The following is a 22,754-nucleotide window of genomic DNA, read 5'->3' as shown; positions in this document are numbered from 1 at the left end:
TCGCTTACGTCATGTATCACTTCTTCCCATAAAAATTAAAACTCACGAATATAAAAACAAAACTATGATTCAGTAATTGAAAAACTCAAATGTCTTTCCTGCGAGGGAGTACGGGAAAATCTTTTTTTGTAAACATCAGTTAATCGTGAGGCGTTAATAAATCCGCAAAATAACGCCACTTCTTTTATTGGTCGATCGGTGGTACGTAACAGCTCTTGCGCTTTTAACAAGCAACAAATTTGTTGGAATTTCTCAGGTGTGGTACCCGTCATTTCTTTAAAGAAACGAAACATTGTGCGCTTTGCCATACCACACTCTTCACACAGATTGTCCCAATTGATATGCCGGGAATAGTTTTGCCTGACATAATTAAGCATTCGTTGCCCGCTACTTTCACCATTGCGATTTTTTTCTCCTTTGCGTGTAAAGCTACGACACAATAAAGAGAGGATTTCCAGAATGGCAGCTTCTGTGGCAGAGAAGTAAACCGCATCAAAATGGTCATCACGTCTGGCTGTTACCTCTGCCGTTAACGCTACGATCTTTTCAAGCTCACTACCCTTTAAAGAGAGAAACTCTCTGGCTGATGCACGGGCATTTTCTCTAATAACATCAAGCAATACATCGATGTTATTTATAAAACTAAAATGTCGTTCTTTATGAACTAATAGATTAATCAGAGAAAGATTATTAGTCGATTCATAATAGTGCGTATCATTCGCTGAAACAAAAAAGAAATCGCCCGCATATACCAGCTCCACCTGATCATTAATAATATGAAAACCACTACCGCTACGCACAATAACCAACTCATCAAAATCATGTCCATGGGCATCCGCCATTTCTTGATTATCCAACATAAATAAACAGAAGGCGTGTGCCTCTGAGAGAAAAAAGTCTTGTGGCTGCTTAATTTCCATCTATTCATCTGCCAGTGATTTATTACATCGTGGTGATAGAGATATTAGAGCTTAATATTAATGACAAGTCATTACGGCAAAATGGCACTACGGCGTAAGTCGCCGTGAGGTTACTATCATTTTTGACGAATAAATGAGATTAGTGAGGGTGATTGCGAGGAAAAGGTTTTGTAGGGTGTTACTCACCCTACGCGAAAATCATTCAGAAATTAAATACCAGAACCTTGCGAGTAACTCTCTTCGCCAAATACGCCGGTTGATAAATAACGATCGCCGCGATCGCAGATAATCGCCACCACTACAGCACCGGGATTGGCTTGCGCGACACGTAATGCACCAGCCACCGCACCGCCAGAACTCACACCGCAGAAAATTCCCTCTTCACGCGCAAGTTTGCGCATGGTTCTCTCGGCTTCGACTTGTGACATATCAATCACTTCATCAACCAGATTAGGGTTGAAAATCTTCGGCAACCACTCTTCCGGCCAACGACGAATCCCTGGGATACTGCTGCCATCTTCGGGCTGCAAACCCACAATGGTGACGGGTTTGTCTTGCTCACGCATAAACTGGCTGACACCCGTGACTGTTCCGGTCGTTCCCATGCTTGAGACGAAGTGCGTGATTCGCCCCTGGGTTTGCCGCCAGATTTCCGGCCCGGTAGTGCTGTAATGCGCATACGGATTATCAGGGTTGTTGAATTGATCGAGAACTTTGCCCTCGCCTCGCTCATCCATCAAACGTGCCATTTCACGCGCGCCTTCCATGCCCTGCTCTTTCGTCACCAGAATCAGTTCTGCGCCATAAGCCTGCATCGCCGCTTTGCGTTCCATACTCATGTTGTCAGGCATTAACAGCTTCATTCGATAGCCTTTGAGCGCGGCAATCATCGCCAGCGCAATGCCGGTATTGCCGCTGGTCGCTTCAATGAGCGTATCTCCTGGGGAGATTTCACCGCGAGCTTCTGCACGCACAATCATAGAAAGTGCCGCTCTGTCTTTTACCGAGCCTGCGGGGTTATTCCCCTCAAGCTTTACCCAAATTTCACTGCCATTATCAAGGCCAGTGCGCTGTAATTTAACCAGAGGCGTATTGCCAATCGTGCTTTCTAAGGTGTTCACTTGCCTGTCCAAAAAATAAGAAAAGCGGCCACGTGGGCCGCCTTTGCGTGTCGTGTTGTTCAGTAAACTTATCAGGCTGATTGCGCGAGGTCTACCTGGCCATTATAAGTACTGTGAATTCTGTTCTTCCCATCATATAGACGCGCATGTTGCAGGCCGACAAACAGGCGCTCACCCCGCACAGGAACATGGTCTTCGCGCAGCACAACCGTCAAAGGTTCGTCATACCAGCCCAACGGCTGCACAACCAGCTGCATATAATGCCCGCGTGGACTGATTTCCAGCACCTGCACCGGCAGCGGTGAATCAAGGTTGGTACGGCGACTGACGTCTACTTCCCACGGGCGCAAGAACAGATCGACGGGCCCCTGATGTGCCGGTGTGAAGCCAAGCGGCCAGCGGTGTGCGCCAACATGGAACTGGCTCCCGCGCACAATCCCCTTCATGCGATTCACTTCGCCGAGGAACTCCAGCACGAAGCGAGTCGCCGGTTCACGCCATACGGCTTCCGGCGTATCAACCTGCTCGATATTCCCCTGGCTCATCACCACCACGCGATCCGCGACTTCCATCGCTTCTTCCTGGTCGTGCGTAACAAACACGCTAGTGAACTTCAATTCTTCATGTAACTGGCGCAGCCAGCGGCGTAGCTCTTTACGCACTTGCGCATCCAGCGCGCCAAATGGCTCATCAAGCAACAGGATTTGCGGTTCAACCGCTAATGCACGCGCCAACGCCACACGCTGTTTCTGACCACCAGAAAGCTGTGCCGGAAAACGATCGGCCAGATGTGACAGCTGCACCATCTCCAGCAAACGGGTGACTTTTTGTTTAATCACCGCCGCCGACGGGCGTTCGCGGCGAGGTAGCACCGTCAGACCAAAAGCGATGTTATCGAACACCGTCATATGGCGGAACAGCGCGTAATGCTGGAATACAAATCCGACTTTACGTTCACGCGCATGAATTCGACTGACATCGGTGCCATGGAAACTAATACGCCCGCTGTTCTGGTGCTCAAGTCCCGCAATAATACGCAACAACGTCGTTTTACCGGAACCCGATGGCCCTAAAAGCGCCACCATTTGACCAGAAGGGATATCCAGCGAGATATCATTCAGCACCTGGGTGCGACCAAAAGATTTCTTAATATTGGTAATATCAATGCTCATGATTCCCCTCCTGTTGCAGGCGTTTTTCCTGGCTATTCAAACGCCACTGCACCGCACTCTTTAAAAACAACGTAACGATTGCCATCAGAGTCAACAACGCCGCCGCGGTAAACGAACCGACGGTGTTGTAATCCTGCTGTAGCAATTCAATCTGTAACGGCAGCGAGAATGTCTCACCGCGAATAGAACCGGATACCACCGACACCGCACCAAATTCACCAATGGCGCGAGCGTTGGTTAACACCACACCGTAAAGCAGCGCCCAGCGAATATTCGGCAATGTCACGCGGCGAAACATCTGCCAGCCGGATGCACCCAGCAAAATTGCAGCTTCGTCTTCCTGGCTGCCCTGGCTTAACATCACCGGCACCAGTTCGCGAACCACAAATGGGCAGGTGACGAAAATTGTCACCAGCACCATGCCCGGCCAGGCGAACATAATCTGAATGTTATGTTCGTCCATAAAGCCCGCCAGCGGGCCGTTAGATCCGTAAAACAGCAGATAAACCAGGCCGGCAACCACAGGCGAAACCGCAAATGGAATATCCAGCAGCGTGAGTAATAACTGGCGACCTGGGAAATCAAAACGTGTCACCAGCCAGGCCAGCAAAATACCGAAGACCAGGTTTACCGGCACGGTAATCAACGCAATCATGACCGTCAGCCAGATGGCGTGCAGCATATCCGGGTCGACGATATTGTTCAGCGCAGGCATCAAACCTTTCGAGAATGCCTGCGCAAAAATTGAGGCGACCGGCACCACCAGCAGCAAAAACGAAATCAGCACGCCGATACCAATCAGCGCCCATTTTCCCCAGTTAAAACCGGTACGGCGATAGCTTTTCAATTCAGTTACGTCCGTCATCAGTGACCTACCACGCGCCGACCAAAGCGGCTTTGCAACGTGTTAATGGTGAACAACAGCAGCAATGACGCGGCGAGAATGACCGAAGCAATCGCGCTGGCTGCCGGGTAGTCAAACTCCTGCAAACGCACGAAAATCATCAGCGAGGTGACTTCGGTTTTCCAGGCGATGTTCCCGGCGATGAAAATCACCGCACCGAATTCCCCCAGGCTGCGGGTGAATGACAACGCAACGCCTGCCATTAACGCCGGAGAAAGCTCCGGTAAAATCACGCGGCGGAAGCTCTGCCAGCGCGTCGCGCCCAGAGTTTCCGCCGCTTCTTCGTATTCTGGCCCGAGTTCTTCAAGCACAGGCTGAATGGTGCGTACTACAAACGGAATACTGGTAAAGGCCATGGCCACAGCAATACCCAACCAGGTGTAAGTCACTTTGATGCCAAACTGTGCCAACCACTCGCCATACCAACCGTTAACGGAAAACAGCCCCGCCAGCGTTAAACCTGCAACGGCGGTTGGCAGTGCAAACGGCAAGTCCATCAAAGCATCAAGCAGGCTGCGGCCAGGAAATTGATAACGCGTTAAAATCCACGCCATCAACATGCCAAACGCGCCGTTAAAGATTGATGCAACCCCCGCCGACAGCAGCGTGACTTTATAAGCTGCCACCACCTGCGGGTTAGTAATCACTTCCCAATACTGAGCCAGCGTCATCTCAGAAAGCTGCATCACCAGCGCACTGAGTGGCAGCAGTAAAATCAAACAGACAAACAACAAACTGGTGCCGAGGCTTAAGGTAAAGCCCGGCAGCACCCGTTTAGAAGCAACAGCAAACATTACTCACGCCCCTTGCCGAGCAACTTATCGAACTCACCGCCACTGGCAAAGTGGGTTTTCATCGCTTCCGGCCAGCCGCCAAATTCATCTTCCACGCGGAACAGGTCGGTCTGCGGGAATTTATCTTTCAGCTTCGCCATTACTTCCGGGTTATTCACGCGGTAGTAATAGTCAGTGATGATGGTTTGCGCCGCCGGGCTGTACAGGAAATTCAGGTATTCTTTCGCGGCTTTTTCGGTGCCGTTGGCTTTAACGTTTTTATCCACCCAGGCCACCGGGAATTCAGCAAGAATGTTGACCTTTGGCACCACGACTTCGTAGCCGTCTTTGGCGTACTGGTTACGAATGTTGTTCACTTCTGACTCAAAGCTAATCAGCACATCGCCGAGGTTACGCTCAACAAATGTCGTCGTAGCGCCACGGCCACCGGTATCGAACACTTCAACGTTTTTCAGGAACTGCGTCATGTACTGTTCGGTTTTGGCTTTATCGCCACCGTCAGCTTTATTCGCCGCCCCCCACGCACCTAAATAGGTGTAGCGCGCGTTACCCGAGGTTTTCGGATTCGGGAAAATCAGTTTCACATCCGGGCGAACCAAATCGCTCCAGTCGTGGATATTTTTCGGATTACCTTTGCGCACCAGGAACGCCATGGTGGAATAAAACGGCGAACTGTTGTTGGGTAAACGGGTCTGCCAGTCAGCGGGGATCAGGTTGCCTTTGTCGTGCAGGATCTGCACATCCGAAACCTGGTTATAAGTTACTACGTCAGCTTTTAAACCTTGCAGAATCGCCAGTGCCTGTTTTGATGACCCGGCATGAGATTGTTTAATCACCAGCTTGTCACCGTTATTTTCCGCAGCCCACTGTTTCTGGAAAGCAGGATTCAGGGCAGCAAACAGCTCGCGAGACACATCATAAGAGCTGTTCAGCAGTTCTGTCGCGTGAGCTGAACCTGCCAGCAACGCAGAAACAACCAGAGCACTCCAGACTTTTTTGACTGACGTATTGACCATTTGGCACCCTTATAAATGTGTTAACCGCCGAGCTTTATGGTTACCAGTGTATTTATAACGAGTGTCAAAGCTGTAACGGTTTTATATATCGTTTAGTGATTTGCAATAAGAAAGGGATCTAAGACAAAAATCAGGCGCGGTGGGTGACGCGCCAGAAGAGATGACAGCCGTTGTAGGGGGGATAAGCGCAAGCGCCATCCACCATTTTACTCTACAGGCTCAATAGCTTATCTAAAGAAGGCGCGAAGTAATAACCACCGGTCACTGGTTTGGTAAAACGCAACATGCCGTCACGCTTACCGTCGGTTTCGCCAAACATGCTCAATAACTGCTGTTCGATGTTATGCAAACGCGCACAATAAGCGATGAAGTACAGGCCATGCGGGCCGCTGGCGGTGCCGTATGGCAGGCTCTGGCGTACAATCTTCAAGCCTTTGCCGTTTTCTTTCAAATCGACACGGGTTAAGTGAGAGGTTTCCGGGCGCTCGTCACCGTCAATCTCTTCATTGGCCTCTTTAGTACGGCCAATAATCATTTCCTGATCGTGAACGCTCATGCGGTTTAACTGGTTGAGATTATGTTCCCAACGCTGCACAAACACGTAGCTGCCGCCCGCATCCACACCGTCGTTAATCACAGCCACTTCACGGCGAGTCTCTTCGCCCTGCGGGTTTTCAGTACCATCAACAAAACCGCTCAGGTCACGTTCTTCAACCCAACGGAAACCGTGGATTTCTTCTTCAATTTTCAGCGCGTCGCCAAATGCAGCCAGTGCCGCTTGCGCCAGAGTGAAATTCACATCATGTCGCAGAGAAAGAATGTGGATCATCACATCATGCTGAGTCGCCGGTGCCAGGCCTTTGCCCAACGGAGCAAAGTTTTTCAGCTCGATCGCACCCACGCCGCCGCTTAAATCGCGCCATAAGTCGTGACCAAACGCCACCACCGCGCCTAAGTTAGCATCCGGGAATTTATCCTGAAGCGCACTGAGCGATTGATTAAAGGTTTTGCAGCCCTGGCGAATGGCATCGAAATCGCCCTGAATACTCGCTTCCAGCCAAACGGCGGCGCGACAATGTTCCGGCAGAATGCCAGATTGAACACGAGACATGAATCCTCCAAAAAAACATACGCCACTCTACGTGGCGTTTATTCCCTTATGATACCCAATTACGGCTACGCCTTCTTGAGAAGGCGCAAACCAGGCGTTAATTTTTATCGACGCCAGATAATTTTGCTGACCTTCCAGGTTTTGAGCGTATCGTCAGACGGCATCAACTCCTGCCCGCCATGCCATTCGCCGCTAAAAATGTAGCTGATGTGCTGGCTGTCTTTAGCCTTACACTCAACACTTTCGCTATCATCTCCAGCCCCTTTGACACACGCGCCAAATGCTTTGTCGTAGAGATCGCTGAAGGTGGTGCCAATCTTCACGCCGCTATCGGTTTCGATGTCGCTATCCAATACATCAACGCGGCTGACGGTGCCCTTCTCGCCGTTGACGATAACCATCACGGTTTTATCGTCCATCGCTTCAAAGAATCGGACAATCTCGCCATTATCGGTTTTCATGCCGCTGCGCAGACGATAATTGTCATTCAAAGCGCTGCTGACGGCCTTTTCATCCATCGGCGTGCTGGCATTTAACTCACCCACTCCCTGCTCGCTCACTTCAAGCGATGAACCAAACCAGTTCCAGGGATTTGCCGCAGACCAGTTGACAGAAGACAGCGTCGAACAACCGCTCAGAAGCAGTGGCAGCCCTACTAGCATCAGGCGCAGAGTTTTCATTAGAAATTCCTTTATTAAGCATGGGTACGCGCTTTGGAGTGCAAACTTTCCCAAAAGTGCCAGGTTATTCACGGCTAAGGGTGAAGTAATCGCGTAATCGGCGGCTGGTACACAACCACCACAGGGCAAAAATATCGGCAATCAGCAGCGCTAACGTCACCGGGGTGAGTTCTTCCCCCTGCCATATCAACCAAAGTTGCCAGGCCAAAACGCCTGCCTGCGCGGCGATTAACACCCAACGCCAGGCTGACCATAATCGCGGATACAAATGGCGGCGACCGCTAATCATAAAGGCCAGGGCCGCAGGAACACCGGGCAAAAGCCCATACCAAAAATTGTCGCGCTCGGGATAGAACACACCGAGAATGGCATCGCCCTGTTGACGGGACGCCGCCGCCAGCACTAACACAAACCAGGTTCGCGCCTGCAACAGGAGGATGCACCAAAACAAAAAGGGTGTTTTCAGATTACCGTGTGTATCGTAATCCGAAGGTGGATAGAGATAAGGCATTAATATTCTTGATCTTCAATCAGACGTTTGCCGAGTAAAACCACATCCTGCTGCTCATATTCGAGACGCTCGTACATGCCAATCACCAGGTCGTTTTCTTCGCGCACCATGATATGAATTTTTGGGCAGCCGCGGGCGATAAGCTTTTTCTCAAGACGGCTTAACAGCGCATTAGCGATACCGCGCCCCCGATATTCTGGATGCACACCGAGATAATAAGCAGAGCCGCGGTGTCCGTCGTAGCCGCCCATTAATGAGCCAACGACTGCACCGCCCACTTCGGCCACCAAAAACAGATCGGCGTCATGGTTGAGTTTGCGTTCAATATCCATTTCAGGATCGTTCCACGGACGCAGTAAGTCGCAACGTTCCCAAAGCGTAATGACTTCTTCGAAATCATCCTGGCGAAAAACACGTATTTCCATGGTATTAGCCACCTGAAAGTCTAAAAACCTGATTATGGCGTTAACTTGGCGTTTAGCCAATATCTGCCGCAAAAGCGGGTAAAAAATGGCATACTTCCCTCTCATTCATTTATTGAAATGAAAAGATAATCATTTCAGGAAAATGCTTGTCGTTTACCGTTTAGCGATACGCTATAAATGCCTATCAGCAATTTTTAAGATAAAAATATTAGCCGCATGAGCAAAATTAAATCACTGACGCACCTGACCACCCGCCGCCAGTTACTGCTTACTGGTTTGGCTGCCTTAACGTTAACGGGCGTAAACAAGGCTTTGGCCAGCTCCGAGACTAAACCCCTTAAAACCACCACTAATCACAGTAAACCGACCAAAAAATCGGGTGCCCGCAGAGTAGTGATGCTTGACCCAGGCCACGGCGGAATTGATACCGGCGCGATTGGTCATAATGGTTCCAAAGAAAAGCATGTCGTTCTGGCCATTGCAAAAAATGTAAGAAACATTCTTAAAAGCAATGGGATAGAGGCCAAACTCACACGCACCAGCGATGAATTCATCCCGCTGTACGATCGCGTAGAAATCGCCCATAAACACGGTGCCGATCTGTTTATGTCGATTCATGCCGATGGTTTTACAAACCCATCCGCTGCCGGTGCGTCGGTGTTTGCCCTTTCCAATCGCGGAGCCAGTAGCGCGATGGCAAAATACCTTTCTGACAAAGAAAACGCCGCCGATGATGTGGCGGGCAGCAAAGTAAAACACAAAGATCAGTATCTCCAGCAGGTGCTGTTCGACCTGGTACAAACCGATACCATTAAAAATAGCCTGACGCTTGGCTCGCATATCCTCAAGCAAATCAAGCCAGTGCATAAGCTGCATAGCCGTAACACCGAACAGGCGGCATTCGTGGTATTGAAATCACCGTCCATTCCGTCTGTACTGGTGGAGACCTCTTTTATCACCAATCCAGGTGAAGAAAAGTTGTTAGGTACCCCGGCGTTCCGTCAGAAAATTGCCAGCGCCATTGCCTCAGGCATCATTAGTTACTTCCATTGGTTTGATAACCAGAAAGCTCACAGCAAAAAACGTTGAACCCTATGAACTCACCAGACATTCACGCCGTAAAACAATTCCTGCTGCAATTGCAGGACACCATTTGCCAGCAACTAAGCCAGGTTGACGGTGCCACGTTTGAAGAAGACACCTGGCAACGCGAAGGCGGTGGCGGCGGGCGCACTCGGGTGTTGCGCGGTGGGAATATCTTTGAGCAAGCGGGCGTTAATTTCTCCCACGTTCATGGCGATGCCATGCCAGCATCCGCCACCGCTCATCGCCCGGAACTCGCCGGGCGTAGTTTTGAAGCGATGGGCGTGTCGTTAGTTGTGCATCCACTCAATCCGTACATTCCCACCAGCCACGCTAACGTGCGTTTTTTCATTGCGGAAAAGCCAGGCTGTGATCCGGTGTGGTGGTTTGGCGGCGGTTTTGATTTAACGCCGTTTTACGGTTTTGAAGAAGATGCGATTCACTGGCATAAAACAGCGCATGACTTGTGCCAGCCGTTTGGTGACGACGTTTTTCCTCGTTACAAAAAATGGTGTGACGATTACTTCTTTATTAAGCATCGCAACGAACAGCGCGGCATCGGCGGCTTGTTCTTCGATGACCTCAATACGCCAGATTTCGACCATTGCTTCAGCTTTATGCAGGCCGTAGGAAACGGTTATCTGGATGCCTATCTGCCGATTGTTGAACGCCGTAAAGCGTTGCCGTGGGGCGAGCGCGAGCGTAATTTCCAGCTTTATCGCCGTGGCCGTTATGTGGAATTTAACCTGGTATGGGATCGTGGAACGCTCTTTGGTTTACAGACGGGCGGGCGCACCGAATCGATTTTAATGTCGATGCCGCCGCTGGTGCGTTTTGAATATAACTATCAGCCAGAAGAAGGCAGCCCGGAGGCTGCCTTGTATCGTGATTTCTTGCCAGTTAAGGATTGGGTTTAAATCACAGCGGAACGGTCTGTGCCTCAACCACCGCCAGCGCTACCATATTCACAATACGACGAACAGACGCAATCGGTGTTAACACATGCACCGGTTTCGCCACGCCCATCAATACTGGCCCAACAGTAACCCCTTCAGAACTGGAAACGCGCAGCAAGTTGTAGCTGATACGCGCCGCTTCGACGTTTGGCATGATCAGAATATTTGCCGAACCTTTCAGCGGGCTGTCTGGCATACGATCGTTACGGATGCTTTCCACCAGCGCGGCGTCACCGTGCATTTCACCGTCGATTTCCAACTCAGGCGCACGCGCGCGCACCATTTCAAGCGTCGCACGCATTTTGCAGGCGGCTTTTGAATCGGAAGAACCATAGTTGGAATGCGATAGCAGCGCGACTTTTGGCTCAATACCAAAACGACGCACCGTTTCTGCCGCCAGCAACGTGATTTCTGTCAGTTCTTCCGGCGATGGATCGTCATTGACGTAGGTATCAGCAATAAAGGTGTTTCCACTTGGCAGCAACAGCGCGTTCATCGCCCCGGCGGCTTTCACGCCTTCACGGTAGCCGAACAGCTTTTCTACCACCGAGAAATGCTCGTGATACTCACCAATAGTGCCGCAAATCATGGCATCCGCTTCACCGCGATGAACCATAATCGCGCCGATAACTGTCGTGTTGCTGATCACCGCACGTTGCGCCTGCTCCTGCGTAATGCCACGGCGTTTCATGATGTTGTAGTACTCGTTCCAGTACTCTTTGAAGCGTGGATCGGATTCGTTGTTCACGATTTCGAAATCGCGCCCAGCCTGCATTTGCAGCCCAAGTTTCTTCAGGCGCATTTCGATAACCGCCGGGCGGCCAATCAGAATCGGTTTCGCCAGCCCTAACGTAATCAGTTCCTGAGTCGCATGTAGTACACGCGCCTCTTCACCTTCGGTCAGCACCACGCGTTTTGGATCTTTACGCGCCTGGGAGAAAATCGGCTTCATGAACAGGTTAGTTTTGTAGACGAACTCGGTCAGTTTTTCACGGTAAGCGTCGAAATCCTGAATCGGGCGCGTTGCCACACCGGTGTCCATTGCCGCTTTCGCCACAGCCGGTGCAATTTGCACGATAAGACGCGGGTCGAACGGTTTTGGAATCAGGTAATCAGGGCCGAAAGTCAGCTCTTCCTCACCGTAAGCAGAAGCCACCACGTCGCTTTGTTCGGCGTGAGCCAGCTCTGCAATGGCGTGAACGGCCGCCAGTTTCATCTCTTCATTAATTGCCGTTGCACCGACATCCAGCGCGCCACGGAAGATGAACGGGAAGCACAGCACGTTGTTGACCTGGTTTGGGAAGTCAGAACGGCCGGTACAAATAATCGCGTCCGGACGCACTTCTTTTGCCAGCGGCGGCAGGATTTCCGGCTCCGGGTTAGCCAGCGCCAGAATCAGTGGCGCGCGTGCCATTTTCTTGACCATTTCCTGGCTCATGGCTTTCGGGCCAGAACAGCCGAGGAAAATATCCGCGCCTTCAATCACTTCATCAAGCGTGCGTTTGCCGTTATCTTCCACCGCGTAAGCCGCTTTGGTTTCTGCCATGTTTTCTTCACGGCCTTTGTAGATAACGCCTTTCGAGTCGCAAACCACAATGTTGTGTTTTTGAATACCCAGTTGCACCAACAGGTTCATACAGGCAATGGCAGACGCGCCCGCGCCAGAAACCACCAACCGCACATCAGAGATATTCTTCTCGACCACACGCAGGCCGTTAAGCACCGCAGCGGTACAGATAATTGCAGTGCCGTGCTGATCGTCGTGGAACACAGGAATGTTCATGCGTTCGCGCAGTTTTTTCTCGATATAGAAGCACTCTGGCGCTTTGATATCTTCAAGATTGATGCCACCAAATGTGGGTTCCAGGGAGGCAATTACATCGATGAGTTTATCCGGATCCATCTCATCTATTTCGATATCGAATACATCAATACCGGCAAATTTCTTGAACAGAACGCCCTTACCTTCCATCACTGGCTTGCCCGCCAGCGCACCGATATTACCCAACCCCAGCACCGCGGTGCCGTTAGAAATCACACCGACCAGGTTGCCACGCGCCGTGTATTTATAGGCTGCTAATGGGTCTTTTTCTATCTCAAGACAAGGTGCCGCCACGCCCGGAGAGTAAGCCAAAGCCAGGTCACGCTGGGTGGCTAAAGGTTTGGTTGGGGATACCTGAATTTTTCCGGGGGTAGGAAATTCATGAAAATCGAGGGCACTTTGCTTCAGTTGTTCATCCATTTCTTCGTTCCTTTTTATCACTCTAAAGGGTCGGTAAGGCCAAGTAGTATCGCGCTTGCGCGCTCTCTAAACTTTGAACGTCGCCATACTATCAGCAACGCCAGGTAAAAATGTTAGAAAATCAGAGTGACTATGTTAGCTACCATTAACAACAATGCCAGACCTATCTGCTATGCTTTTTAGTTATGCCAACGATGAATTTTCGTCGCGAATGACATGGAGTATTCAAGTAACAATCTGTATATCAAGGAGATAGTTATGAGTCAGCTAGACAGTATTAAGAAATTCACCACCGTTGTTGCCGACAGCGGTGACATCGAATCTATCCGCCATTACCAGCCTATTGATGCGACCACCAACCCCTCGCTATTACTGAAAGCAGCGGGTCTGGAACACTATCAATCACTGATTGATGATGCCATTGCCTATGGAAAGAAATGCGGTGGCACGCAAGAAGCCCAGGTGGCGCAAGCCTGTGACAAACTGGCAGTCAATTTTGGTGCGGAAATTCTGAAAAGCATTCCTGGACGCGTCTCAACAGAAGTGGACGCCCGCCTCTCGTTTGATAAAGAAAAAAGCATCGCCAAAGCCCGCCATTTAATTGCGCTATATGAAGAGCTTGGCATTGATAAATCACGAGTTCTTATCAAGCTTGCTTCAACCTGGGAAGGTATTCGTGCCGCGGAAGAACTGCAAAAAGAAGGCATCGACTGCAACCTGACGCTGCTGTTCTCTTTTGCCCAGGCGCGCGCCTGTGCCGAAGCGGGCGTATTCCTGATTTCACCGTTTGTTGGCCGTATTTACGACTGGTATCAGGCACGCAAACCGATGGACCCGTATGTGGTTGAAGAAGATCCGGGCGTCAAATCGGTGCGCAATATCTATGATTACTTTAAGCAGCACAATTACAGCACCATTGTGATGGGCGCGAGTTTCCGCCGTACCGAACAAATTCTGGCGCTGGTGGGCTGCGACCGCCTGACTATCGCCCCTAACCTGCTGCAACAGTTGCAGGAAAGCGAAGAACCAGTGGTGCGCAAATTAGTCCCCGGTTCACAGGGCTTCCGCCGTCCGGAACCGATTAGCGAAGCGGATTTCCGTTGGGAGCATAATCAGGACCCAATGGCAGTCGAAAAACTGGCAGAAGGCATTCGCCTGTTCGCCATTGATCAACGAAAACTGGAAGATTTACTCGCCGCCAAACTTTGAACGACAACCACGGAGTGAAACATGTCATCTCGTAAAGAGCTTGCTAATGCCATTCGTGCCCTGAGTATGGACGCGGTACAAAAAGCGAATTCGGGCCACCCTGGCGCACCGATGGGGATGGCGGATATCGCCGAAGTGTTATGGAATGAATTCCTGCACCATAACCCGACGAACCCCACATGGGCTGACCGTGACCGCTTTATTTTGTCTAACGGCCACGCCTCGATGCTGCTCTACAGCCTGTTGCATCTGAGCGGGTATGACTTACCGATGGAAGAGTTGAAAAACTTCCGTCAGCTTCACTCCAAAACCCCCGGCCACCCGGAAATTGGCTATACGCCCGGTGTTGAAACAACCACCGGGCCACTCGGCCAGGGCTTAGCGAACGCTGTAGGGATGGCGATTGCGGAACGCACCTTGGGGGCGCAATTCAACCGCCCCGACCACGAAATCGTCGACCACTTCACCTATGTATTTATGGGTGATGGCTGCCTGATGGAAGGCATCTCTCATGAAGTTTGCTCGCTGGCAGGGACTCTCGGCCTCGGCAAGCTCATCGGTTTCTACGACCACAACGGGATTTCCATTGATGGCGAAACTAAAGGCTGGTTTACCGACGACACCGCCAAACGTTTCGAGGCTTATCACTGGCACGTGGTGCATGAAATTGACGGACACGATCCGCAAGCCGTGAAGAAAGCGATTGAAGAAGCGCAGAGCGTGAAAGACAAGCCGTCGCTCATTATTTGCCGCACGATTATCGGTTTTGGTTCACCGAATAAAGCCGGTAAAGAAGAGGCGCATGGCGCGGCACTCGGCGAGCAGGAAGTCGCGCTCGCGCGTAAACAATTGGGTTGGAATTACCCGGCGTTTGAAATCCCGAAAGAGATTTATCAAGCCTGGGACGCCAAAGAAAAAGGCGAGAAAGCAGAAGCGGCATGGAACGATAAATTTGCGGCCTATGCCAAAGCCCATCCTGATTTAGCGTCTGAGTTTAACCGCCGGATGCACGGTGAAATGCCAGAGAACTGGCAGGAAACCACACAAAACTTCATTGAAAAATTGCAGGCTAATCCAGAAAAAATCGCTACCCGTAAAGCCTCGCAAAACGCGCTGAATGCGTATGGTCCAGGCCTGCCGGAACTGCTCGGTGGCTCGGCGGATTTAGCGCCCAGCAACCTGACTATCTGGAAAGAGTCCAAATCCATTAAAGAGGATCTCGCCGGGAATTACATTCACTACGGTGTACGCGAATTCGGCATGACCGCCATCGCGAATGGGATTGCTCACCATGGCGGATTCGTGCCCTACACCGCAACGTTCCTGATGTTTGTGGAATACGCCCGCAACGCGGCGCGTATGGCAGCTCTGATGAAAGCACGACAGATCATGGTCTATACCCACGACTCGATTGGACTGGGTGAAGACGGCCCAACACACCAGGCGGTAGAACAACTTGCCAGCCTGCGTATGACGCCGAATTTCAGTACCTGGCGCCCGTGCGATCAGGTGGAAGCGGCGGTTGCATGGAAAACGGCTATCGAGCGTCATAATGGCCCTACGGCACTGATTCTTTCGCGCCAGAACCTCGCACAAATGGATCGTACACCGGAGCAAGTCAAAGCGATTAGCCGTGGCGGTTATATCCTGAAAGATAGCGACGGCACACCGGATGTCATCCTGATTGCTACCGGCTCGGAGATGGAAATCACGACGCTTGCTGCGGATAAACTCACCGCCGAAGGCCATAAAGTGCGCGTCGTTTCGCTACCTTCAACGGACATTTTTGATGCTCAGGATGAAGCATATCGCGAATCTGTACTGCCTTCTGATGTGGCTGCGCGTGTCGCCGTAGAAGCCGGTATTGCGGATTACTGGTACAAATATGTGGGTTTGAAAGGGGCGATTGTCGGCATGACAACATACGGTGAATCAGCCCCTGCCGATAAGTTGTTCCCGTTCTTTGGTTTTACGACCGAGAATGTAGTGGCGAAGGCGAAGAAGGTGTTGGGCGTTTAATCGAAAATAAATATTGTGAATCCCCTATGGATTTCGAGTTGCAGGAAGGCGGCAAGCGAACGAATCCCGATGAGCTTACTTGAGTAAGTGATTCGGGTGAGTGAACGTAGCCAACACACCTGCAACTTGAAAGACGACGGGGATTACTTCGTCACCCAAAGTGTCGGCCACGACGCATTGCTGTTCCACTCATCGCACGCAGGCTCTTCGGCATAACGCACCAGGCGGAAACGTTGGCCATCAAAACGCCAGCGCGTCGCAACGCCGCAATCCCCGATGCCACGTCCTTTCGCAAGCGTCATCAGCTCTTTGTTGGTTTCATCATACCCGGCGTTCATCAGCTCCAGTTCAGTGTTTCCACTCCCCGGCGTAAACGGCAGTTTTAAGCGAATTTGTCGTGCCGCAAAGGGTTTCTGCCGTGATACCACCCAGGCGAGATCGACCACGTTGTAAGCGCCCGCTTCGCAACCGGTCATCAGCAAGGCTTTATCATCACTGAGCGCAAACACACGAACTTCACGACGGGCGGGATCTAGCGAACACTGGCTGTTGTTCATGCGCCATGTGCCGTAATCCAGCAGATCACTCAGTTCCACCTGCGTTAAAGGCGTTGGCGTTGGGTTTGTCAGTGTGACTTCTTTAAGCGCGGGTGCAGGCGGCACGCTCAGCGGTGGATCGTCACCTTTCTTAATCCAGGCCGTTTCACTGCCTACGCGTTGCTGCTGGCTATCAATAAATAGCAATGACGCTTTCAGACCCGCAAGTGAAATAGTTCCCCGACCATTCGCCAGCGTAATCGCATCGGCGTTCGCCACTTTATCGAGGAAGCTGTTAATCGCGTCCGCATCGCTGGTTTTGAGATGGTGCGCTGTTTCCTGCCATTTCGCTAAGTCCAACGTCAACGGTTCACCATCTACCAACAGGCGCGGCGCAATCGGCGGCGCTTTAGGTTCTGCGATGGTCATATTGCCGAGATCAATTCTCAGCGTTGCATCGGTATGCGCACCCGCACTGCGGGTCAGCGTCATGACTAATCCTTGATGCAGCCCAGTGTTACGGGCCGCACAAAAATTTTGGTTATTGCAGGTAACTTGCCAATCGGAAAAAGACTTTTGTGCAGGTGCCGCGAAAACGGAGCTCGCTATAAAGAATAAAAAGAGAAACAGCGAATTAATCCGGAAACCCATTGGCGACACATATCCTGAAAAGACGAAGAGAATTTAATGTACAAAATGTGGCGATATCTTCGTCTGGTTAACGTTTGCGCTCAATCGGATTTATCGGATAGATTCACCTTAAATAACAAACCCGTAATCCATTGAATTTAAATGCTTTTAACTCATAATCCCACGGAGTTGCAATTGCTGTAACAGAATGACCGTTTTTCCGTCACGAATTTCACCTGTTGCCACCATGTCGAGGGCGCGGGTGAAAGGCAATTCGAGTACATCAATGTCTTCATCATCAATACCGCCGCCGGCATTTTCACGCTGGGCGTCGCTGTATTCCGCCATGTAGAAGTGAATCAGCTCGGTCACGCCGCCTGGCGACATATATAGCTCAAAGACTTTTTCGACTTCCCCTACTTCATAACCGGTTTCTTCGATAGCTTCTTTGCGCGCACACACTTCCGGTTCGTCGGCGTCCAACAATCCCGCGCAGGTTTCAATCAGCATGCCGTCAGGATTACCGTTTACCCATGTTGCAACACGAAACTGGCGTGTCAGTACCACGGTTTTTTTATCACGATTATAGAGCAGCATGGTCGCGCCGTTACCGCGGTCATAAACTTCTCGTTTGTGGCGGATAGCTTCGGCTTCGTTACGGTATAGATCGTAGGTGATATTGCGCAGAATGAAGTAATTATCTGAGAGGATTTTATCTTTGATGACTTCAATTTTAATCGACATACCGTCTCCACAGTGAGTTAGGGGAGCCGATAATCATAGGCTTTGATTTAGCGTTTGTCTTGCTCCCCGTCATACTTCAAGCTGCAGATGCGTTGGCTGCGACTGCTCGCCCCAGTCACATAGTTCACTATGCTCCTGGGGACTTGCAGTCTGGCCGCCTTCCTGCAACTCGAATTATTTAGGGGGAAATTATCAATTTCGAGAACAACTAAAACCCAGACTTTACTTCGCTCATATCCGGCAACTTATGCGCAATCCCCTTATGGCAATCCACACAGGTCTGCCCATCTTTAACCGCTTTATCATGCATTTTCGCCGCCACGGTTTTCTGCGCGGTGAAATCCATATAATCGAAGTTATGGCAGTTTCGACACTCTTGCGAGTTGTTGTTTTTCATCCTTCGCCACTCGTTTTGTGCCATCGCCAGGCGATGGTCATCAAACTTTTGCGGCGTGTCGATTAAGCCAAATGCTTTGGCATACAACTCTTTGCTGGCCTGAATCTTACGTATGATTTTTGGCCCCCACTCATGTGGAACGTGGCAGTCCGGGCAGGTTGCCCGCACGCCGCTGCGATTGTTGTAGTGCACCGTCTGCATATATTCTTCGTAGACGTTGGCGCGCATTTCGTGGCAACCGATACAGAACTCTTCGCGGTTTGTCATCTCCATGCCGGTGTTAAAGCCGCCCCAGAAAATAATCCCACCAGCGAAACCAATCAGCAATAACGTGCCAAGTGCCAGGCGACTCGGGCGACGCCACCACTGCCATATACGACGGATGATGCCGGGTTTTCGGGTTGATTTATCCATAATGGCCTCTAGTTTCCAAAGCCTTTAGACGGCGTGAATGTGTTTTCGACAATCGGTGCCGCATCGGTTTGTGGAACGTGGCATTGCAGGCAGAAATAACGGCGCGGTGCGACGTTAGAAAGCACTTTACCGTCGCTGTCCATAAAGTGCGTTGGGCTGACTCGCGGTGCGCCCGTCGTGCGGTAATGCTCAACGCCATGGCATTGCAGGCAGCGGTTAGTGTTTTTGGAAACCTGATAACCGTCAACGCTGTGCGGGATCATTGGCGGCTGATTCACATAGTTCAGCGCCATACGTCCCTGCTGTTTTGGCATTTTGACTGAGCCTTCCGGGGTACCGGAAACTTCTGGTGATTGCGTGAGATCAACCCCGTTTGCCGCCCATAGCGCACCACTGATCAGCAGCGTCAATGCAGCCATCCATTTGAATAACATTCTGTTTTTCATGATATCCCCCTTACACCTTCGCCAGTTTCACAGCGCATTTCTTATAATCCGTCTCTTTGGAAAGCGGATCGGTTGCATCCAGCGTCAGGTTATTCACCAGTTGCGCGGCGTCAAAGAACGGCATGTACACCAGTCCCCGCGGCGGACGGTTGCGGCCACGTGTTTCGACAATCGAAATCAATTCACCACGGCGCGACAGCACTTTCACTTTGTCGCCACGGCGCAAATCACGCGCTTTGGCATCAAGCGGATGGATAAACAGCAGTGCTTCCGGGAACGCACGATGCAGCTCCGGTACGCGGCGCGTCATGCTGCCGGTATGCCAGTGTTCCAGAACGCGTCCGGTGGATAACCACAGGTCATATTCCTCGTCCGGGGATTCAGCCGCTGGCTCAAATGGCAGCGCGAAAATCACCGCTTTGCCGTCTGGCTTGCCATAGAATTTGAAACCCTCACCCGCTTTCACGTAAGGGTCATGCCCTTCGCTGTAGCGCCAGAGCGTCTCTTTGCCATCGACCACCGGCCATCGCAGGCCGCGTGCTTTGTGATAATCATCAAACGGCGCAAGGTCGTGCCCGTGGCCACGGCCAAATGCGGCGTACTCTTCGAACAACCCTTTTTGCAGGTAGAAACCCAGCTCATAGGATTCGTCATTCAACTGCCCTTCGGCCAGTTCAGTCACCGGGAATTTGCTGACGTTAGAGTTGGCGAAAAGCACGTCGAACAGCGTTTTACCGCGATATTCTGGTTTTTGATCGACAAGTTCCGCAGGCCACACTTCTTCGACTTTGAAGCGCTTCGCAAACTGAACCAACTGCCAGAGATCGGATTTCGCCTCGCCCGGCGCTTTAACCTGCTGACGCCAGAATTGAGTGCGGCGTTCGGCGTTACCGTATGCGCCTTCTTTTTCCACCCACATGGCGGTTGGCAGGATCAAATCCGCGCTCAGGGCGCTGATCGTCGGATATGGATCGGAAACGATGATGAAGTTGCGCGGATCGCGCCAGCCTGGCATACGCTCTTCGGTAATGTTCGGCCCGGCCTGCATGTTGTTGTTACACATCACCCAGTAGACATTGAGTTTGCCATCTTTCAGCGCACGGTCTTGTGCTACGGCATGTAAACCGACTTTTGCAGGAATGGTTCCCGCAGGCAGTTGCCACATGTTTTCTGCGATTTGGCGGTGCTTTTCGTTCGTCACCACCATGTCAGCGGGCAGGCGGTGAGAGAAAGTTCCCACTTCACGCGCCGTACCACACGCAGATGGCTGCCCGGTTAGCGAGAACGGCCCGCAGCCTGGTTGGGAAATTTTGCCGGTCAACAGGTGGATATTGTAAACGAGGTTGTTGGCCCACACACCACGGGAATGCTGGTTGAAGCCCATCGTCCAGTAAGAAATCACTTTCTTATTCGGGTCGGCATAAAGCTTCGCGAGCGCTTCGAGTTGGTCTTCTGGCACGCCGCTCATCTGCGCGGTTTTTTCCAGCGTGTACTCGGCAACGAACGCTTTGTAATCTTCAAAACTCATCGGTTCGGAAGCATCAGAACCCGGGTTTTTAGCGGCTTTTTCTAACGGATGCGTTGGGCGTAAGCCATAGCCAATGTCCGTCACGCCTTTACGCAGATTCACATGCTGTTTAAAGAATGATTCGTTGATGGCATTGTTTTGAATGATGTAATTGGCGATGTAGTTAAGAATTGCCAGGTCGGTTTGTGGCGTAAACACCATGCCGTTATCCGCCAGCTCGAAACTACGATGCTGGAAGGTAGAAAGCACTGCGACTTCAACGTTTTCATTCGACAGGCGGCGGTTAGTGATACGGGACCACAAAACCGGGTGCATCTCCGCCATGTTCGATCCCCACAGCACGAACGCATCGCCCTGCTCCATATCGTCGTAGCAACCCATCGGCTCATCCATACCAAAGGTACGCATAAAGCCGACCACCGCAGAGGCCATACAATGGCGTGCATTAGGATCGAGGTTATTGGTACGGAAACCCGCTTTGAATAATTTTGATGCGGCATAACCTTCCCAAACCGTCCATTGCCCGGAGCCGAACATGCCGACCGCTTCTGGCCCTTTCTCTTTCAGGCTGGTTTTGAATTTTTCTTCCATGATGTCGAAGGCCTGGTCCCAGGTGATGGGAGCAAACTCGCCTTCTTTATCGTACTGGCCGTCTTTCATGCGCAGCAGCGGCTGCGTGAGACGGTCTTTTCCGTACATGATTTTTGGCAGGAAGTAGCCTTTGATGCAGTTCAGGCCACGGTTAACCGGCGCATCCGGGTCGCCCTGGCTTGCCACCACACGCCCATCCTGAGTGCCGACTAATACGCCACAACCGGTGCCACAAAAACGGCACGGGGCTTTATCCCATTTAATGGCATCTTGTTGCCCGACAACCGCACGGGCAATGCTCGGTACGCTAAGGCCAGCGGCGGCCGCCGCGGCTGCAATAGCGTTCGCTTTCATAAAGCTACGACGACTGAGTTTCATGGTGTTTCCTCACCTTGCTCATCCTGCTGGTGATAAACCAGCGACACCGCCAGCACGCCCGCAATATTGCGTGCCGACTCAATTTGATTTAGCAGCACGTCACTACGTTCTGCTTCCATAACCACCACCAATTTGCCGTGTTCAGCATCACTTGCCGCGACTTCGCTGCCCGGTAGCTCGTTTAATGCGGTGCTCACCGCAAGAATATTTTGGGGTTGGGCCTGAACAACCAGGCCTGCGACGTGCCAGTTAGCTTGCATTTACGTGCCTCATCGTGATGGCGGAAACCGGGCAACCGGAGATGCATGCCCCGCAGGCGGTGCAATCGGTGTGGTTAAGTAAAGGTTGTGCGATACCCAATAATGACGGGCGAAACGAGATGGCCTGTGGTTCGCAGATGTCCTGGCAGCTACGGCATTCGACGCTGTTTTTAGCCAGGCAATTATCGCCAATCGATAACGTATGTTCCCAGGGTGAAACCTCACGCGTGAGAAACAGTTTCTCCGGGCAGGCTTGCGCGCAGGCGTAGCAAAATGTGCATTCGCCGCGCTCAAAGTTAACTTCGGGGTATCCGCCCTGGCCGCGTCTTAACACACGGGTTTCGCAGGCTGATAAGCAGGCATTGCAGCGCGTGCAATCCACCAGAAAATGTTGTTCGTCCCCGCTCCAGGGCGGGCGAAAAGCTGTCGAGGAGCGTTGAAAGCTCCCGGTGAGTAATCCACGTCGGGAAAAATTAGCCATAAAGCACATCCTTGCATCACAAGTGCCAGATTTCGTCATGCAAGAAATCGGCAAACACTTCTGTGTTATTTCCGTAGTTTTCTACGGGTTTTTATTAGGTGATACGTTATGTGACGAAGGGGTGGTAGAGGCATCACCCTTTAGGGGTAAATACCGGTGTGGGATCAAAAAGGAATTCGGTTTGTA

22 protein-coding genes are annotated in these 22,754 nt (G+C 51.4%); 4 read left to right on the top strand and 18 right to left on the bottom strand.

The genetic code is table 11. The features are described from left to right. Window positions 1–62 precede the first annotated feature (62 nt). From DY231_RS06170 to DY231_RS06125, 10 genes are all read right to left on the bottom strand, one after another. Complete coding sequence (locus DY231_RS06170) at window positions 63–920, bottom strand: helix-turn-helix domain-containing protein (RefSeq protein ID WP_115627660.1); 858 nt, start codon at window positions 918–920, stop codon at window positions 63–65. Window positions 921–1,129: 209 nt separating this feature from the next. After that, window positions 1,130–2,041, bottom strand: coding sequence for a cysteine synthase CysM (gene cysM, locus DY231_RS06165; protein WP_115627659.1), 912 nt, complete (start codon window positions 2,039–2,041; stop codon window positions 1,130–1,132). A 71-nt stretch (window positions 2,042–2,112) separates the two neighbouring features. Next, entirely contained in the window at window positions 2,113–3,213 is a 1,101-nt protein-coding gene (gene cysA / locus DY231_RS06160) for a sulfate/thiosulfate ABC transporter ATP-binding protein CysA (RefSeq protein ID WP_115627658.1), read from the bottom strand. Further along, a complete protein-coding gene (gene cysW / locus DY231_RS06155; protein ID WP_034497493.1) occupies window positions 3,203–4,078 on the bottom strand; it encodes a sulfate/thiosulfate ABC transporter permease CysW in 876 nt (291 codons plus the stop codon). Before cysW ends, cysA begins: the two co-directional genes overlap by 11 nt. After that, window positions 4,078–4,911, bottom strand: coding sequence for a sulfate/thiosulfate ABC transporter permease CysT (cysT, locus tag DY231_RS06150; RefSeq protein ID WP_034497495.1), 834 nt, complete (start codon window positions 4,909–4,911; stop codon window positions 4,078–4,080). Before cysT ends, cysW begins: the two co-directional genes overlap by 1 nt. Beyond that, window positions 4,911–5,927 carry a sulfate ABC transporter substrate-binding protein gene (locus tag DY231_RS06145; protein WP_115627657.1) on the bottom strand — a complete coding sequence of 339 codons (1,017 nt, stop codon included), beginning with the start codon at window positions 5,925–5,927 and terminating at the stop codon, window positions 4,911–4,913. Before DY231_RS06145 ends, cysT begins: the two co-directional genes overlap by 1 nt. Window positions 5,928–6,138: 211 nt before the next feature. Further along, window positions 6,139–7,038, bottom strand: coding sequence for a Dyp-type peroxidase (locus tag DY231_RS06140; RefSeq protein WP_115627656.1), 900 nt, complete (start codon window positions 7,036–7,038; stop codon window positions 6,139–6,141). A 104-nt stretch (window positions 7,039–7,142) separates the two neighbouring features. Continuing rightward, the gene (locus DY231_RS06135) at window positions 7,143–7,718 is read right to left on the bottom strand and encodes an RpoE-regulated lipoprotein (protein WP_115627655.1); all 576 of its coding nucleotides are present in this window, start codon (window positions 7,716–7,718) and stop codon (window positions 7,143–7,145) included. A gap of 64 nt (window positions 7,719–7,782) precedes the next feature. Beyond that, window positions 7,783–8,229, bottom strand: coding sequence for a DUF2919 domain-containing protein (locus tag DY231_RS06130; RefSeq protein ID WP_115627654.1), 447 nt, complete (start codon window positions 8,227–8,229; stop codon window positions 7,783–7,785). Further along, window positions 8,229–8,654, bottom strand: a complete 426-nt coding sequence (locus tag DY231_RS06125) for a GNAT family acetyltransferase (protein ID WP_172588658.1) — start codon at window positions 8,652–8,654, stop codon at window positions 8,229–8,231. The genes DY231_RS06130 and DY231_RS06125 overlap by 1 nt, the downstream gene beginning before the upstream one ends. A gap of 216 nt (window positions 8,655–8,870) precedes the next feature. Between DY231_RS06125 and amiA the strand changes: the two genes are divergently transcribed. After that, window positions 8,871–9,743, top strand: a complete 873-nt coding sequence (gene amiA, locus DY231_RS06120) for an N-acetylmuramoyl-L-alanine amidase AmiA (RefSeq protein WP_115627652.1) — start codon at window positions 8,871–8,873, stop codon at window positions 9,741–9,743. 5 nt (window positions 9,744–9,748) lie between these two features. Further along, window positions 9,749–10,654, top strand: coding sequence for an oxygen-dependent coproporphyrinogen oxidase (gene hemF / locus DY231_RS06115; RefSeq protein WP_115627651.1), 906 nt, complete (start codon window positions 9,749–9,751; stop codon window positions 10,652–10,654). Window position 10,655: 1 nt separating this feature from the next. Here the strand turns inward: hemF and maeB are convergent, their stop codons facing one another. After that, window positions 10,656–12,935: an NADP-dependent oxaloacetate-decarboxylating malate dehydrogenase gene (gene maeB / locus DY231_RS06110; RefSeq protein ID WP_115627650.1), complete on the bottom strand. Its 2,280-nt coding sequence runs from the start codon at window positions 12,933–12,935 to the stop codon at window positions 10,656–10,658. Window positions 12,936–13,193: 258 nt separating this feature from the next. Between maeB and tal the strand changes: the two genes are divergently transcribed. Beyond that, complete coding sequence (tal, locus tag DY231_RS06105) at window positions 13,194–14,144, top strand: transaldolase (protein ID WP_115627649.1); 951 nt, start codon at window positions 13,194–13,196, stop codon at window positions 14,142–14,144. 21 nt (window positions 14,145–14,165) lie between these two features. After that, the gene (gene tkt / locus DY231_RS06100) at window positions 14,166–16,163 is read left to right on the top strand and encodes a transketolase (RefSeq protein WP_115627648.1); all 1,998 of its coding nucleotides are present in this window, start codon (window positions 14,166–14,168) and stop codon (window positions 16,161–16,163) included. A 143-nt stretch (window positions 16,164–16,306) separates the two neighbouring features. Here the strand turns inward: tkt and DY231_RS06090 are convergent, their stop codons facing one another. The 7 genes from DY231_RS06090 to napF all read right to left on the bottom strand — a co-directional run bounded on the left by DY231_RS06090 (window position 16,307) and on the right by napF (window position 22,568). After that, complete coding sequence (locus DY231_RS06090) at window positions 16,307–17,350, bottom strand: DUF1176 domain-containing protein (RefSeq protein WP_115627647.1); 1,044 nt, start codon at window positions 17,348–17,350, stop codon at window positions 16,307–16,309. 147 nt (window positions 17,351–17,497) lie between these two features. Beyond that, a complete protein-coding gene (nudK, locus tag DY231_RS06085) occupies window positions 17,498–18,073 on the bottom strand; it encodes a GDP-mannose pyrophosphatase NudK (protein ID WP_115627646.1) in 576 nt (191 codons plus the stop codon). A gap of 208 nt (window positions 18,074–18,281) precedes the next feature. Continuing rightward, on the bottom strand, window positions 18,282–18,884 hold the full coding sequence (gene napC, locus DY231_RS06080; protein ID WP_115627645.1) for a cytochrome c-type protein NapC: 603 nt from the start codon (window positions 18,882–18,884) through the stop codon (window positions 18,282–18,284). 8 nt (window positions 18,885–18,892) lie between these two features. Further along, window positions 18,893–19,330, bottom strand: coding sequence for a nitrate reductase cytochrome c-type subunit (gene napB / locus DY231_RS06075; protein WP_115627644.1), 438 nt, complete (start codon window positions 19,328–19,330; stop codon window positions 18,893–18,895). Window positions 19,331–19,340: 10 nt separating this feature from the next. Further along, complete coding sequence (gene napA, locus DY231_RS06070) at window positions 19,341–21,827, bottom strand: nitrate reductase catalytic subunit NapA (RefSeq protein ID WP_115627643.1); 2,487 nt, start codon at window positions 21,825–21,827, stop codon at window positions 19,341–19,343. Beyond that, window positions 21,824–22,087 carry a chaperone NapD gene (gene napD / locus DY231_RS06065; RefSeq protein WP_115627642.1) on the bottom strand — a complete coding sequence of 88 codons (264 nt, stop codon included), beginning with the start codon at window positions 22,085–22,087 and terminating at the stop codon, window positions 21,824–21,826. The genes napA and napD overlap by 4 nt, the downstream gene beginning before the upstream one ends. After that, window positions 22,077–22,568 carry a ferredoxin-type protein NapF gene (gene napF, locus DY231_RS06060; RefSeq protein ID WP_115627641.1) on the bottom strand — a complete coding sequence of 164 codons (492 nt, stop codon included), beginning with the start codon at window positions 22,566–22,568 and terminating at the stop codon, window positions 22,077–22,079. The genes napD and napF overlap by 11 nt, the downstream gene beginning before the upstream one ends. Window positions 22,569–22,754: the final 186 nt, after the last annotated feature.

This window comes from Buttiauxella agrestis (assembly GCF_900446255.1).
GTDB lineage: Bacteria > Pseudomonadota > Gammaproteobacteria > Enterobacterales > Enterobacteriaceae > Buttiauxella > Buttiauxella agrestis.
The sequence above is the reverse complement of the archived record's forward strand: the minus strand, read 5'-3'. Positions and strand labels throughout refer to the sequence as shown.

What these genes read in the sequence shown, in the direction of transcription:
- napF (WP_115627641.1), bottom strand. Translation starts at nt 22,568, where the DNA reads ATGGCTAATTTTTCCCGACGTGGATTACTCACCGGGAGCTTTCAACGC.
- DY231_RS06135 (WP_115627655.1), bottom strand. Translation starts at nt 7,718, where the DNA reads ATGAAAACTCTGCGCCTGATGCTAGTAGGGCTGCCACTGCTTCTGAGC.
- cysA (WP_115627658.1), bottom strand. Translation starts at nt 3,213, where the DNA reads ATGAGCATTGATATTACCAATATTAAGAAATCTTTTGGTCGCACCCAG.
- nudK (WP_115627646.1), bottom strand. Translation starts at nt 18,073, where the DNA reads ATGTCGATTAAAATTGAAGTCATCAAAGATAAAATCCTCTCAGATAAT.
- amiA (WP_115627652.1), top strand. Translation starts at nt 8,871, where the DNA reads ATGAGCAAAATTAAATCACTGACGCACCTGACCACCCGCCGCCAGTTA.
- DY231_RS06130 (WP_115627654.1), bottom strand. Translation starts at nt 8,229, where the DNA reads ATGCCTTATCTCTATCCACCTTCGGATTACGATACACACGGTAATCTG.
- DY231_RS06090 (WP_115627647.1), bottom strand. Translation starts at nt 17,350, where the DNA reads ATGGGTTTCCGGATTAATTCGCTGTTTCTCTTTTTATTCTTTATAGCG.
- tal (WP_115627649.1), top strand. Translation starts at nt 13,194, where the DNA reads ATGAGTCAGCTAGACAGTATTAAGAAATTCACCACCGTTGTTGCCGAC.
- cysW (WP_034497493.1), bottom strand. Translation starts at nt 4,078, where the DNA reads ATGACGGACGTAACTGAATTGAAAAGCTATCGCCGTACCGGTTTTAAC.
- hemF (WP_115627651.1), top strand. Translation starts at nt 9,749, where the DNA reads ATGAACTCACCAGACATTCACGCCGTAAAACAATTCCTGCTGCAATTG.
- napD (WP_115627642.1), bottom strand. Translation starts at nt 22,087, where the DNA reads ATGCAAGCTAACTGGCACGTCGCAGGCCTGGTTGTTCAGGCCCAACCC.
- cysT (WP_034497495.1), bottom strand. Translation starts at nt 4,911, where the DNA reads ATGTTTGCTGTTGCTTCTAAACGGGTGCTGCCGGGCTTTACCTTAAGC.
- napA (WP_115627643.1), bottom strand. Translation starts at nt 21,827, where the DNA reads ATGAAACTCAGTCGTCGTAGCTTTATGAAAGCGAACGCTATTGCAGCC.
- napC (WP_115627645.1), bottom strand. Translation starts at nt 18,884, where the DNA reads ATGGATAAATCAACCCGAAAACCCGGCATCATCCGTCGTATATGGCAG.
- DY231_RS06125 (WP_172588658.1), bottom strand. Translation starts at nt 8,654, where the DNA reads ATGGAAATACGTGTTTTTCGCCAGGATGATTTCGAAGAAGTCATTACG.
- maeB (WP_115627650.1), bottom strand. Translation starts at nt 12,935, where the DNA reads ATGGATGAACAACTGAAGCAAAGTGCCCTCGATTTTCATGAATTTCCT.
- DY231_RS06140 (WP_115627656.1), bottom strand. Translation starts at nt 7,038, where the DNA reads ATGTCTCGTGTTCAATCTGGCATTCTGCCGGAACATTGTCGCGCCGCC.
- DY231_RS06170 (WP_115627660.1), bottom strand. Translation starts at nt 920, where the DNA reads ATGGAAATTAAGCAGCCACAAGACTTTTTTCTCTCAGAGGCACACGCC.
- DY231_RS06145 (WP_115627657.1), bottom strand. Translation starts at nt 5,927, where the DNA reads ATGGTCAATACGTCAGTCAAAAAAGTCTGGAGTGCTCTGGTTGTTTCT.
- tkt (WP_115627648.1), top strand. Translation starts at nt 14,166, where the DNA reads ATGTCATCTCGTAAAGAGCTTGCTAATGCCATTCGTGCCCTGAGTATG.
- napB (WP_115627644.1), bottom strand. Translation starts at nt 19,330, where the DNA reads ATGAAAAACAGAATGTTATTCAAATGGATGGCTGCATTGACGCTGCTG.